This window comes from Nonomuraea rhizosphaerae (assembly GCF_019396405.1).
GTDB lineage: Bacteria > Actinomycetota > Actinomycetes > Streptosporangiales > Streptosporangiaceae > Nonomuraea > Nonomuraea rhizosphaerae.
In genome coordinates, this window is sequence record NZ_JAHKRL010000039.1 from 1 (window position 1) to 11,563 (window position 11,563).

Consider the following 11,563-nt stretch of genomic DNA (forward strand, 5'->3'; position numbering starts at 1 on the left):
GGCAGCCATGGCTGCCGACGACCGTCTAGAGGACGACGAACTGGCGCGGCGGTTGCGCGAGGCGCACCGCCGCGTCCGCGCGCTGCTCACCACCCGGCCCCCCGCGGAAAGGGAACGTCTGGCCCGCCGGTACGTCGCCATCTGCGATCTGGCCAAGCGGGACCCGGAAAGGGCGGCCGCCCGCCTCGACGCGTTTCTCGCTTCCCTTGACGTGTGCCTCGAAGTCGATTTCGACACGCCACGCGCACCCGAAAACACGCTCGGTGATTGAGTTCCCCAGCAATCCCGCCTACTTTCGAGCGCGTAAGGGGTTTCTTCGTAGAACTCGTGAGGTGGAACCCCGAGCCGTAACTGGGGGAGCAGAACTTTATGAACAAGCGAGAACTCGTCGACGCCATCGCGGACCGGGTGGGCGACAGGAGGACGGCCACGGAGGCCGTCAACGCGATCATCGACGCCGTCCAGAAGGCCGTCGCCGGCGGAGACAAGGTCTCGATCACGGGCTTCGGCGCGTTCGAGATGGTTCACAAGCCGGCCCGTACGGCCCGCAACCCGTCAACGGGCGCCGAGATCAAGGTGGCGGAGAGCTGGGGGCCCAAGTTCCGCCCGGGCTCTGACTTCAAGGAGCTGGTGAACGCCGGCGGCAAGAAGAAGAGCGGGAAGAAGAAGTAAACGAAGAAGTAAACACAGACGCGCCGTCCGCCCGGTCCCTCGAAGGGGCCGGGCGTTCGCTTATCCGGGCACCGGAAAGGTCGAGAGCGTGACGTAGGTGACCTCGTCGCCCGTCATGACCAGCCGTACCCGCTGCCCCGAACGCAGCAGCCGGAGCGGCCCCGCGTCAAAGGCCGGGGCGCCGAACTCCAGCACGGTCCCGTCGTCGAGGAACACCGTCCCGGAACGCGTCGCGGGGTCGAAAGTCCGTACCGTCGCCTGCACGCAGACCAGCGTAAACGCTGCGCGTCAGGAGATCCACAACACTCCGCTCACGATGGCCACAGGTCGGCGACCACGGCGGCGGTGTGCCGCCCGAGCCCCAGCGCGACGGCCGCGCGCAGGTCGTCGGGGGTGTCCACGTCGCGCCTGACCGAGTCGATGCCCGGCACGCACACCTCCTTGGCGCCGCCCGCCAGGTGCTTGGCCCGCGACTCGCCGCCGAACCTCGGCGTGAACGGGCGGCCGGGCCGCACCCCGTAGAAGGTGGTGCCGACGTCGAGCGCGTCGGGCACGAACGACTGGTCGAACTCCGCGGCGGCCTCCAGCGCGACGGCCAGCTCGGCGGGACGCAGCGCGGGCAGGTCCGCCTGCAGCGCGCCCACCCCGTCGCCGGGCGCCAGGAGCGCGGCGTGGGAGGCGCCGGTGCGCAGGGCGGTGTTCAGGCCGCGGTCGGGGTCGTGCACGACGTCCGCGCCGAGCCCGCGCAGCGGACCGGCGGCGGCCGGGTCGGCGGTCACCACGATTACCCGCGCGACGAGCGGGCAGGAGAGCGCCGCCGCGACAGTGTCGCAGGCGACGGCGACGGCCAGCCGGGTGCGGTGCGGGCCCGTGGCGGCCGCGAGCCGCGTCTTCGCCGCGACCAGCGTCTTCACCGGAATGACCAGTGACCAGCGGATGCTCATAGGCTTAAGCATCGCGCCTCGACATCCCGCGCGGCCAACCGGGAGACTTGGGGCGCAGACCGTAGGAGGAGAGCATGAGCCGCCCCACGCGCCCCCCGCGTTTCTGGGAGACCCTGGCCGTCGTGATCGTGAAACCGCTGTCGCGGCTCCTGGTCAAGAGGGACTGGCGCCATGGGGAGCGCATCCCCCGCACCGGCGGCGTGATCATCGCGGCCAACCACCTCTCCTGGACCGACCCCGTTCTGCTGTCCCACTTCCTCTACAACAACGGGCGGTGGCCGATCATCCTCGCCAAGGCGGGCGTTTTCAAAGCGCCGGTGATCGGCCACGCGATCAAGGAGCTGCGGGCCATCCCGGTCCACCGGGGCAGCAGCGAGGCGGCCAGGTCGCTGCACGACGCGGCGGAGCGGCTCAGGCAGGGCGGCGCGATCCTGTTCTACCCCGAGGGCACCTGCACCCGCGATCCCGACCTGTGGCCGATGGTCGGCAAGACGGGCGCCGCCAGGCTGGCGCTGGAGAGCGGGGCCCAGGTGATCCCGGTGGCCCACTGGGGCGCCCACGAGCTGCTGCCGTACGGGGAGAAACGGCCGCGGCTGTTCCCGCGCAAGACGTTCAGGGTGTCGGTCGGGCCGCCCGTCGACCTGTCCAGGTACGAGGGCCTGCCGGCGCACGCCGAGGTGCTGCGCGAGGCCACTGACGACATCGTGATGGCGATCACCGCGCAGCTCGCCGAGCTGCGCGGGGAGAAGGCCCCCGAGGCGCCCTACGACCCGGCCGGGCGGTGACGCGATGACGAAGGCCGCGGTGTTCGGTACCGGCTCGTGGGGCACCACGTTCGCCATGATCCTCGCCGAGTCGGGCAACCGGACCACGCTCTGGGGGCGCAGGCCGGAGCTGGTCGCGGGGATCCAGTCCAGCCACGCCAACCTCGACTACCTGCCCGGCGTGGCGCTGCCGCCCTCGCTGCGGGCCACGACCGACCCCGCCGAGGCGCTCGACGGGGCCGACTTCGTGGTCCTCGCCGTGCCGTCGCAGTCGCTGCGCGCCAACCTGACCGGCTGGCGCGAGCACATCCCCTCCGACGCGGTCCTGGTCAGCCTGATGAAGGGCGTCGAGCTCAACACGACCAAGCGGATGACCGAGGTCATCCGCGAGGTCGCGGGCGTGCCCGAGGAGCGGGTCGCCGTCGTCTCCGGCCCCAACCTGGCCAAGGAGATCGCCCAGCGTCAGCCCGCCGCCACGGTCGTGGCCTGCACCGACGAGAGCGTGGCCGCGAGCCTGCAGAAGGCCTGCCACCTGCCGCCGTGGTTCCGCCCCTACACCAACACCGACGTGGTCGGCGTCGAGCTGGGCGGCGCGGTCAAGAACGTGATCGCGCTGGCCGTCGGTGTCGCGGTCGGCATGGGCATGGGCGACAACGTCGCCGCCATGCTGATGACCAGGGGCCTGGCCGAGATCTCCCGGCTGGGCGCGGCGCTCGGGGCCGACCCGCACACCTTCGCCGGCCTGGCCGGGATGGGCGACCTGGTGGCGACCTGCACCTCGCCGCTGTCGCGCAACCGCACCTTCGGCGAGAACCTGGGCCGCGGCATGACGCTGGCCGAGGTCGTCGCCGCCACCAGGCAGACCGCCGAGGGCGTCAAGTCGTGCGAATCGGTGCTGGAGCTGGCCAGGAAGCACGACGTGGAGATGCCGATCACCGAGGTCGTCGTCGGCGTGGTGCACGACGGCATGTCTCCCGCCGAGGCCGGAATGTTGCTGATGTCCCGTTCGCCCAAACCTGAACGGTATGGCGTGTGAACGTGTGAGAAGCGGTGCGCGTCTGATCTCGGGAACTCGTGAGACCTCGGGAACTCGTGAGAGGGATCGGTGCGGCCCGTGAGAGAGAACACCCGCTCGGCGCACGTGCCGGGCCAGGAACGCACGGCCGAGGGGTTCGCCACGGCCATGGCCGCGCTCGAAGGGGCCGCCGCGCCCGAGGACGTCGCGGGCCACGCGTTCTGCTCCGGGCGGGCGGCGCTGACCGCCGTCCTGCTGGCGTTCCTGCGCGAGGGCGCCCACGTGGTCGCCCCCGCCCCGGGCGCGGAACCGCTCGCGGGCGTGCTGTCCCGGTTCGGGGTGAGCGCCGACTTCGTGGACATGGCCGACCTGGAGCGCGTACGCCAGGCCGTACGCCCCAGCACAGGGCTCCTGTACGCCGAGACGCTCGCCGAGCAGGTGACCGACCTGCGCGGCCTCTATCGGATCGCCAGGCAGGCGGGAGCGCTGCTGGTGGTCGACTCCACGCTGGCCGGCCCCTTCGTCTGCCGCCCCCTCGAACACGGCGCCGACCTGGTCCTGCACGAGGCCGCGCCTTTACTGGGCGGTCACGACGGCTGCGCGGGCGGCGTCGTGACCGGACGGCCCGACCTGGTGGCCAAGCTCCGCCGGGTCTGCGCCGACCTGGGCGTCGAGCTGCCGCCCGGCGAGGCGGGCACGTTGCGCGGCGGCCTGCGCACGCTGCCGGTACGGGTCAGGCGCATGTGCTCGACCGCGATGATGTTCGCCGCGTCGGTGGCCAAGCACCCGCGCGCGCTCGACGTCGCCTACCCGGGCCTGCCGGAGCACCCCGGCCACCAGCTCGCCCGCCGGCTCTACGACTGCGGCCCCGAGGGCACCAGGTTCGGCTTCTGCGTCGGGCTCACCCCGCTCGGCGACGCCACGGCGTTCGTCAAGTCCCTCGACCTGGTCGAGGAGGGGCCGCTCGGCGGCTCCCGCACCCGGGCCAGGGTGTCGGGCGGCAGGGTGCTGTTCTCCATCGGCCTGGAGGACGCCGAGGACCTGCTCGAAGACGTCACCCGCGCGCTTGACTCGCTGTCTTGAGTACGCGCCGGTAGATTCGGGCTTCATGAGCAAGCCACGCGTCGCCGTCGTTTTCGGGGGTCGCAATTCCGAGCACGCCGTCTCCCTCATGGGCGCCGGCAGTGTGCTGGAGGCGATCGACAGGAGCAAGTACGAGGTGATCCCCATCGGGATCGCCCAGGACGGCAGGTGGGTGCTGGCGGGCGCGGACCAGCGCTTCGCCATCGAGGCGGGCGAGCTGCCCGTGGTCGAGGCCACGGGCGCGGCCCTGGCGCTGCCCTCGGGGGGCAGCGCACTGGTGGCCTACGACTCCGGCAGCATCCCCGTCGAGCTGGGCTCCGTCGACGTGGTCTTCCCCGTCATGCACGGGCCGTTCGCCGAGGACGGCACCATCCAAGGACTGCTGGAGATGGCCGGGGTCCGCTACGTCGGCTCCGGCGTGCTGGCCAGCGCGGTGGGCATGGACAAGGCCCACATGAAGACGGTCATGGCCGCCGCCGGGCTGCCCATCGGCCGCTACGTGGTGGTGCGCGAGCGCGACTGGCGGCTGGAGAAGGAGCGGGTGCTGAAGGAGGCGGAGGAGCTGGGCTGGCCGGTGTTCGTCAAGCCCGCCAGGGCCGGCTCGTCCCAGGGCATCTCCAAGGCGCACGACCGGGCCTCCCTGGAACGTGCCGTCGAGGCCGCCCGCGAGCACGACCCCAAGATCCTCATCGAGGCCGCCATCGCCGGGCGCGAGATCGAGTGCGCGGTGCTGGAGTCGCTCGGCGACGAGCCCGCCGCCGCGTCGCTGCCCGGAGAGGTGAAGGTCGAGGGCGGCCAGGAGTTCTTCGACTTCGAGGCCAAGTACTACCCCGACCAGATGTCGCTCACCGTGCCCGCCGACCTGCCGGAGGAGACGGCCGAGGAGCTGCGGGCGATGGCCGTGCGCGCGTTCGACGCGCTGGACTGCGAGGGGCTGTCGCGGGTCGACTTCTTCTACACGCCCGAGGGAGAGCTGGTCTTCAACGAGATCAACACCATGCCCGGGTTCACGTCGCTGTCCGTCGCGCCCCAGCTCTGGGCCGCTTCGGGGCTGTCGTACCCGGCGCTGGTCGACAGGCTCGTCCAGCTCGCGCTGAGCCGCTCACCGGGGCTGCGCTGACGTCATGGGGTCCGCCGGCGGCTCGCGCCGGGGCGCTCAGCCGGGCCGGGAGGACATCTCGCCGATCGGCCCCGACAGGCTCGCCAGCACCGACGGGGCGGTGTGCGTGCCCGCGACCGTGACCTCGACGTAGGCGGTGTCGGCGATCGCCGTGAACAGCGCCGGCTTGTCCGGGTCGGCGAACCATCCCACGCCGTCGATCTCCTGCAGCGTGTCCGTGGCCGCCATCCGCGCGGGCCGCGGCACGCCGCAGCGCAGCGCGATCTCCGCCTGCCCCCATACGGCGACATAAGGGGAGGCGGGGGTGGACTCGCCGCGCGCGGCCCCGTCGAGCGTCCGCGGCAACCGCCCGGCCAGGCCCTCGCAGGCCGCCACCGCCTCGCCCTGCGGCGCGGGCGGCTCCACCCGTACGGCGCCGCCGCACCCGGCCAGGGCGGCCAGGGCGGCCAGAAGCAGCGGTACGAGCGGGGCTGCGGGGCGGCGCATGAAAGATCTACCTCAAATATGCACGATCGGGCACGTCAGAGTACGCGTGATGCCCTCGACCGCCTGGATCTGGGCCACCACGAGCTTGCCCAGCTCATCGACGTTGTTGGCCTCCGCGCGCACGATCACGTCGTAGGGACCGGTGACGTCCTCGGCCTGGGTGACTCCGGGAATGCCGGAAATCTCGTGGGCCACGCTCGCGGCCTTGCCGACCTCGGTCTGAATAAGGATGTAGGCCTGCACCATTACGTCCTCCCGGGCGATTGGATCACGCCGAAAGGTCACCGTACCCTGTGTGCGTCAGGAGGTGCGTCATCACAGTCGGAGATCTCGGCGAATTCGGAGCGGTAAGTCGTATTTCCGGACGTCTGCCCCAAGGGGCGTCCGTACTGCTCGGGCCCGGCGACGACGCCGCTGTGGTCAGCGCGCCGGACGGGCGTGTCGTGGTGTCCACGGACCTGTTGCTCGAGGGTAGGCACTTCCGCCGCCATTGGTCCAGCGGGTACGACGTAGGACGTAAAGCCGCAGCTCAAAACCTTGCCGACATCGTTGCCATGGGGGCCGTGCCGACGTCCGTCGTGGTCGGGCTGGGGATGCCGGCCGACCTGCCGGTGGACTGGCTCGACGGGCTCGCCGACGGGTTCCGCGACGAGTGCGCGGTGGTGGGGGCCAGCGTCGTGGGCGGCGACACCACGCGGGGCGAACGGGTCGTCATCGGGGTGACGGCGCTGGGGGACCTGGGCGGGCGCGCGCCGGTCACCAGGGCCGGGGCGCGGGCCGGGCAGGTGGTGGCGGTGGCCGGACGGCTCGGGCACGCGGCCGCGGGGCTGGCGCTGCTGGAGGCCGGATGGCTGGAGGGGCTGGCCGAACGGGCGGCCGGGGAGGGCGGCTTCGAGGCCGGCGAGGCGCTTGACGGGGATCCGCTGAAGGCGCTCTGGGAAGCGGTGGAGGCGCACCGTCAGCCGCGCCCCCCGTACGCGTGCGGGCCGGAGGCGGCGGAGCTCGGCGCGAGCGCGATGCTCGACGTGAGCGACGGGCTGCTGCAGGACCTCGGCCACGTCGCGAAGGCCAGCGGCGTGCGCGTCGAGCTGGACCCGGCCCGCTTCGCGGTCGGCGAGCCGGTGGCGGCGGCGGCGAAGCTGCTCGGGAACGATCCACTGGACTGGATCCTGGGCGGCGGCGAGGATCACGCGCTCGCCGCGGTGTTCCCTCCGGCGGTGTCGCTGCCGCCCGCGTGGCGAATCGTGGGGGACGTCACCGCAGGTCAGGGCGTGGTCGTTCCCGGCCGGGAAACTACCCATGCCGGATGGGATCACTTTGCGTGACAATATTCAGCGATTTGTGTAAGGATTGGCGGTTTTGGGGTGGGACTACGGGGATTGCTGTGACAAGGACGTAGTAAAGGTGTTATGAAGATTGGCGGCCACTGTACCCGGCAGAAAGGGCAGCCCATGGGCCGCCATGGCACAGGTGGATCCGACGACGCGGATGATTGGGGTGACGACGGGCCCGACAACTCTCAGGAGCAGGACCCTCGATACTCCACCGACCCCGCCGCAAGGTGGGCCGCCGTCCCGGACCCGACCGCCAAGAGTGCCTTCTGGGGCCCGGACGACCAGGAGTCCGAGCCGCCAGGCTGGCCCTCGCTCCCCGACCAGATCGAGGTGACGGGGCACTGGGCGCCGATGCCGAAGCGCGAGGGCGGTCCGGCCGGGCCTGCCCCCGACAAGCGCCCCGACCCGTTCGAGACGACCGGCGCCTTCGCGCCGCCGCCCCGCTCCCAGGCGTCCGGCAGGCCGCCTGAGCCCGCTCGCGGGGACGCGCCCATGAACGTGTTCATGCGACCCGAGGGCCGTGGAGCGCCGGAAGGACCGTCGGAGACGACGGGCGCCTTCATGGCCGCCGACGGCCTCAACCGGCCGCAGCCGTCAGCTGGGCCCACGGGAGCTGGGCCGTTCGAGACGACTGGGGCCTTCAACCGTCCGGCACAGTGGGACGGGACTCCCGGCGACGAGCCGGGGGCGAACGAGACGCGCGACTTCAACGAGCCGTTCGGCTCCACGCAGGTGTTCGCGACGGGCGACGTGATCATCGAGCCCGCAGGGGGCGGCCCTGGCATGGGCGGCCCGTCCGGGCCGTTCAGGCTCGGCGTCGGGACGGCCGGTTCGGGCGGACCCGGTTCGGGTGGGCCTGGTCAGGTTGGGCCTGGTCCGGGGGACTCCGGCCCTGGTGGGCCGGGCGGTCCCGGCAGGCCCGGCTTCGGTCCGGACGGCCCTGCTTTCGGCGGTCCTGCTTTTGGCGGTCCTGGTCCGGATGGTCCTGCCTTCGGTGATCCTGGTGGCCCCGGTCCTGGTGGTCCTGGTTTCGGCGATCCCGCTTTCGGCGGCCCGAGTGGGCCGACCGGTCCTGGGGGCGCCGCGTTCGGCGGTCCCGGTCCGGACGGGCCCGGCTTCGGCGGTCAGGGGCCGGGCGGCGAAGGGCCCGGAGGGTTCCCGAGCGACCCGCCCGAGCCCGGTGACATCAAGGTGTACGGCTCGCCGACCATGGTGGACGCCTCCGCCCCGGCCTGGGCGGAAAGCCCCGACAACGGGTTCCTGGGCTCGGGCTGGTCCTCGGACGAGCCCGCGGACGAGGAGCCGCGCCGCCGTCGTGGCCGCAGGAAGGACGCCGACCACGACGTGCTCGGCCCCCCTCCCGGTGGCGGCGGTGGCCGGGCCAAGGTCGCCCTGCTCTCGGTGGCCGCCGTGGCCGTCGTCCTGGGTGGCACGGTCGCGGGCGTCAAGTTCATGAGCTCGTCCAAGGGCGCGGCCGACTGCGCCGGCAGCAGCTGCGCCGCCGTGGCGGTCACGAACCAGCCCGGGGCGAAGGTCACCGAGTCGGCCCCGGCCGACGAGGAGCCCACGGAGGAGCCGGCCGACGAGCCGAGCGAGGAGGACACCAAGGCCTCCGACTCGCCGAAGCCGACCGCCACGGTCGGGCCGCGTACGACCCGCCGTACGGCCTCCCCGACGCCCACCCCCACCAGGACCAAGACGAAGCAGGCCAAGCCGACCGACGACCCGTTCCCGACGGCCACCGAGGAGGCGACCGCCACCGAGGAGCCGACCGACGAGTCCACGACGATCAACGACCCGAACACCGGCGGCCGTCCCACCGACGCCGTCACCGCCGAGCCGGTGCCGACCGCGACGGTGCAGGCCCGGTCGGGCGCGGGCGGGCAGGCGGTCAACCTCGACTTCAACGTGGTCGACCAGGGACTGACCACCTACACGGCGCACCTGGACGTGGTCAACTCCTCCTCCGACGCCCTGTCGTCGCTCACGGTCTCGCTGCCGATCCGCGGCCGCGTGCTGAGCGTCACAGGCGGAGAGTGGAACCAGGACGGCGATCTGCTGATCATCGACATGCCGGAGTCCCTGGACACCGGCGGCTCGACCCAGCTGACGATCAGGGCCACGGGCCGCGGGGTCGCCCCCGCGAACTGCGGACTGGTCGGCGGGGACTGCGCCGTCAACTGACCACCGCCAACCAATAACCGCCGCCAACCAGCCGCCGGCCAACCGCCGCCAACCGGCCGCCGTCGACCAGCGGCCGGTCTCTGACGACGGCCCGGCACGAGCGGGTGGCCGGTCCCGCGGCGTCGCTCCGGCGGGAGGGACGCCGATCCTGGGGTGGTTGGATGGGTATATGACGCTTACGACCCCTCCGCGCGTGCTGACCGTCGCCGGTTCCGACTCCGGCGGCGGGGCAGGCATCCAGGCCGACCTCAAGACCATGCTGGCCATGGGCGTGCACGGCATGAGCGTCATCGCCGCGGTCACCGCCCAGAACTCGCTGGGCGTCCAGGGCTACTGGGAGCTGCCGCCCGAGGCCGTACGGGCGCAGCTCGGCTCGGTGCTGGGCGACATCGGCGCGCAGGCCGTCAAGACCGGCATGCTGGCCTCACCGGCGCTGGTGGAGGTCGTGGCGGAGGCGCTGGGCGGGTACGCGGCGCCGGTGGTGGTCGACCCGGTGGGAGTCTCCAAGCACGGCGACCCGTTGCTCGCGCCCGAGGCCGTCGAGACGGTCAGGACACGGCTGCTGCCGGTCGCCACCGTCGTCACGCCGAACCTGTGGGAGGTCGAGCAGCTCACCTCGGTCAAGGTCGAGGACGAGGACGACCTGCGCCGGGCCGCGGACGCGATCCTGGAGCTGGGGCCCGCCTGGGCGCTGATCAAGGGTGGCCACCTGCCGGGCGAGCCGGTGGACCTGCTCACGGACGGCACGAGCGAGTACCGCTTCTCCGCCGCCCGCCTCGACAACCGGCACACCCACGGCACGGGCTGCACGCTCGCCTCCGCCATCGCCTCCCGGCTGGCGCTGGGCGACGACGTGCCGACGGCCACGGGCGCGGCGAAGGAGTACGTGACGGGGGCCATCGCCCGGGGCTTCCCTCTTGGCGACGGCATCGGCCCGGTGGATCACGCCTGGCAGTGGCGCTGACCACGTACCAGGGCCGACCGGACTGCGGGGCGCGGGCCCGGGCATGGCGAAAGCCCGCCGCTCACGAGCTGAGCAGGCGGGCTTCGCGGAAGTCGAACTAGCGGGAGACCTTGCCCGCCTTGATGCACGAGGTGCAGACGTTCAGCTTCTTCGGCGTGCCGCCGATGACCGCGCGGACCGTCTGGATGTTGGGGTTCCAGCGACGGCGGGTGCGGCGGTGCGAGTGGGACACGTTGTTGCCGAAGGTCGGCCCCTTGCGGCAGACATCGCAGACGGAAGCCACGGTATCGCTCCTTAAAACAGTCGATGTAGCCCTGTCCGCGTGAATGCTTTCCGGGCGGAGGGCATGCCGGGACAACCGGCCAGCCAGACGAGAATATCCGATCCGCACCACTGCACGCGAACCAAGCTCACTGGACGGGCCGGGATACGGCGATATTCTCCACCATTAACGGTAGCCCAACAGGCCGGAGGCCGGGGCCGGTGGGCCGGGAGAGAGGTCGGGGCGCGCAGATGGAGGTTCTCGACCCGCCCGCGGTGCGCCGCTGGGCCCGCCTGGCCGCCGACGCGCTGGGCGGCGCGAGGGCGGAGATCGACGCGCTCAACGTGTTCCCGGTGGCCGACGGCGACACCGGCACCAACCTGCACCTCACCGTCCTGTCCGCCGCGGAGGCGGTCGAGGCGCTGCCGGACGACGTGGACGCCGCGGTGGTGTGGCAGACCCTCTCGTACGGCGCGCTGATCGGCGCGAGGGGCAACTCGGGCGTCATCGTCAGCCAGGCGCTGCGCGGGCTGGCCGAGGTGCTGAAGGACGGCTCCGCCGACCTGAGGGCGGGCCTGAGCAGGGCCGCGACGCTGGCGAGAGAGGCGGTGGCGCGGCCGGTCGAGGGCACCGTGCTGAGCGTGCTGGAGGCGGCGGCGCGGGCCGCGCAGGAGGCCGGGGGAGGCCTCGCGGAGGTCGCCGGGCGGGCGGCCGGCGCGGCGCGGGCGGCGCTGC

Annotated in this window: 15 protein-coding genes; 10 read left to right on the plus strand and 5 right to left on the minus strand. The window is 72.5% G+C overall.

All coding sequences use genetic code 11. The annotated features are described in order from the left end of the window. Both KME77_RS01825 and KME77_RS01830 read left to right on the plus strand, forming a co-directional pair. The coding region (locus tag KME77_RS01825) for an SCO5555 family protein (RefSeq protein WP_504739320.1) at positions 1-271 on the plus strand (271 nt) is incomplete at its 5' end. Positions 272-369: 98 nt separating this feature from the next. Further along, entirely contained in the window at positions 370-672 is a 303-nt protein-coding gene (locus tag KME77_RS01830) for an HU family DNA-binding protein (RefSeq protein WP_219460920.1), read from the plus strand. A 60-nt stretch (positions 673-732) separates the two neighbouring features. Here KME77_RS01830 and KME77_RS01835 read toward each other — a convergent pair whose 3' ends face one another. Together KME77_RS01835 and cofC are read right to left on the minus strand one after the other, a co-directional pair. After that, entirely contained in the window at positions 733-936 is a 204-nt protein-coding gene (locus KME77_RS01835; RefSeq protein ID WP_219460921.1) for a hypothetical protein, read from the minus strand. A 47-nt stretch (positions 937-983) separates the two neighbouring features. Beyond that, positions 984-1,616, minus strand: a complete 633-nt coding sequence (cofC, locus tag KME77_RS01840) for a 2-phospho-L-lactate guanylyltransferase (RefSeq protein ID WP_308250500.1) — start codon at positions 1,614-1,616, stop codon at positions 984-986. Positions 1,617-1,690: 74 nt separating this feature from the next. Between cofC and KME77_RS01845 the strand changes: the two genes are divergently transcribed. The 4 genes from KME77_RS01845 to KME77_RS01860 all read left to right on the plus strand — a co-directional run bounded on the left by KME77_RS01845 (position 1,691) and on the right by KME77_RS01860 (position 5,598). Further along, positions 1,691-2,401 carry a lysophospholipid acyltransferase family protein gene (locus KME77_RS01845; RefSeq protein ID WP_219460929.1) on the plus strand — a complete coding sequence of 237 codons (711 nt, stop codon included), beginning with the start codon at positions 1,691-1,693 and terminating at the stop codon, positions 2,399-2,401. Positions 2,402-2,405: 4 nt separating this feature from the next. Beyond that, the gene (locus tag KME77_RS01850; protein ID WP_219460933.1) at positions 2,406-3,416 is read left to right on the plus strand and encodes an NAD(P)H-dependent glycerol-3-phosphate dehydrogenase; all 1,011 of its coding nucleotides are present in this window, start codon (positions 2,406-2,408) and stop codon (positions 3,414-3,416) included. 78 nt (positions 3,417-3,494) lie between these two features. Further along, positions 3,495-4,478, plus strand: coding sequence for a PLP-dependent transferase (locus tag KME77_RS01855; protein WP_308250501.1), 984 nt, complete (start codon positions 3,495-3,497; stop codon positions 4,476-4,478). A gap of 25 nt (positions 4,479-4,503) precedes the next feature. After that, entirely contained in the window at positions 4,504-5,598 is a 1,095-nt protein-coding gene (locus tag KME77_RS01860) for a D-alanine--D-alanine ligase family protein (RefSeq protein WP_219460937.1), read from the plus strand. A gap of 36 nt (positions 5,599-5,634) precedes the next feature. Here KME77_RS01860 and KME77_RS01865 read toward each other — a convergent pair whose 3' ends face one another. Together KME77_RS01865 and KME77_RS01870 are read right to left on the minus strand one after the other, a co-directional pair. Then, on the minus strand, positions 5,635-6,084 hold the full coding sequence (locus KME77_RS01865) for a DUF3515 domain-containing protein (protein WP_219460940.1): 450 nt from the start codon (positions 6,082-6,084) through the stop codon (positions 5,635-5,637). Positions 6,085-6,096: 12 nt separating this feature from the next. Continuing rightward, positions 6,097-6,330, minus strand: a complete 234-nt coding sequence (locus KME77_RS01870) for an Lrp/AsnC family transcriptional regulator (RefSeq protein WP_214636950.1) — start codon at positions 6,328-6,330, stop codon at positions 6,097-6,099. A gap of 68 nt (positions 6,331-6,398) precedes the next feature. Between KME77_RS01870 and KME77_RS01875 the strand changes: the two genes are divergently transcribed. From KME77_RS01875 to thiD, 3 genes are all read left to right on the plus strand, one after another. Next, positions 6,399-7,409 (plus strand): thiamine-phosphate kinase, encoded by a 1,011-nt coding sequence (locus KME77_RS01875; protein ID WP_372451113.1) that lies wholly within the window; start codon positions 6,399-6,401, stop codon positions 7,407-7,409. Positions 7,410-7,535: 126 nt separating this feature from the next. Next, positions 7,536-9,602 carry a hypothetical protein gene (locus KME77_RS29700; protein WP_219460945.1) on the plus strand — a complete coding sequence of 689 codons (2,067 nt, stop codon included), beginning with the start codon at positions 7,536-7,538 and terminating at the stop codon, positions 9,600-9,602. Between the two features lie 169 nt (positions 9,603-9,771). Then, complete coding sequence (thiD, locus tag KME77_RS01885; RefSeq protein WP_219460947.1) at positions 9,772-10,566, plus strand: bifunctional hydroxymethylpyrimidine kinase/phosphomethylpyrimidine kinase; 795 nt, start codon at positions 9,772-9,774, stop codon at positions 10,564-10,566. A 97-nt stretch (positions 10,567-10,663) separates the two neighbouring features. Here thiD and rpmB read toward each other — a convergent pair whose 3' ends face one another. Continuing rightward, positions 10,664-10,849 (minus strand): 50S ribosomal protein L28, encoded by a 186-nt coding sequence (gene rpmB / locus KME77_RS01890; protein ID WP_103959048.1) that lies wholly within the window; start codon positions 10,847-10,849, stop codon positions 10,664-10,666. A gap of 230 nt (positions 10,850-11,079) precedes the next feature. Here rpmB and KME77_RS01895 point away from each other — a divergent pair. Next, positions 11,080-11,563 (plus strand): DAK2 domain-containing protein (locus tag KME77_RS01895; protein WP_219460951.1); only part of this gene is annotated, 484 nt, incomplete at its 3' end.

Coding starts and splice junctions, on each gene's coding strand:
- KME77_RS01870 (WP_214636950.1), bottom strand. CDS start 6,330: ATGGTGCAGGCCTACATCCTTATTCAGACCGAGGTCGGCAAGGCCGCG.
- KME77_RS01850 (WP_219460933.1), top strand. CDS start 2,406: ATGACGAAGGCCGCGGTGTTCGGTACCGGCTCGTGGGGCACCACGTTC.
- KME77_RS01830 (WP_219460920.1), top strand. CDS start 370: ATGAACAAGCGAGAACTCGTCGACGCCATCGCGGACCGGGTGGGCGAC.
- KME77_RS01860 (WP_219460937.1), top strand. CDS start 4,504: ATGAGCAAGCCACGCGTCGCCGTCGTTTTCGGGGGTCGCAATTCCGAG.
- KME77_RS29700 (WP_219460945.1), top strand. CDS start 7,536: ATGGGCCGCCATGGCACAGGTGGATCCGACGACGCGGATGATTGGGGT.
- thiD (WP_219460947.1), top strand. CDS start 9,772: ATGACGCTTACGACCCCTCCGCGCGTGCTGACCGTCGCCGGTTCCGAC.
- KME77_RS01845 (WP_219460929.1), top strand. CDS start 1,691: ATGAGCCGCCCCACGCGCCCCCCGCGTTTCTGGGAGACCCTGGCCGTC.
- cofC (WP_308250500.1), bottom strand. CDS start 1,616: ATGAGCATCCGCTGGTCACTGGTCATTCCGGTGAAGACGCTGGTCGCG.
- KME77_RS01865 (WP_219460940.1), bottom strand. CDS start 6,084: ATGCGCCGCCCCGCAGCCCCGCTCGTACCGCTGCTTCTGGCCGCCCTG.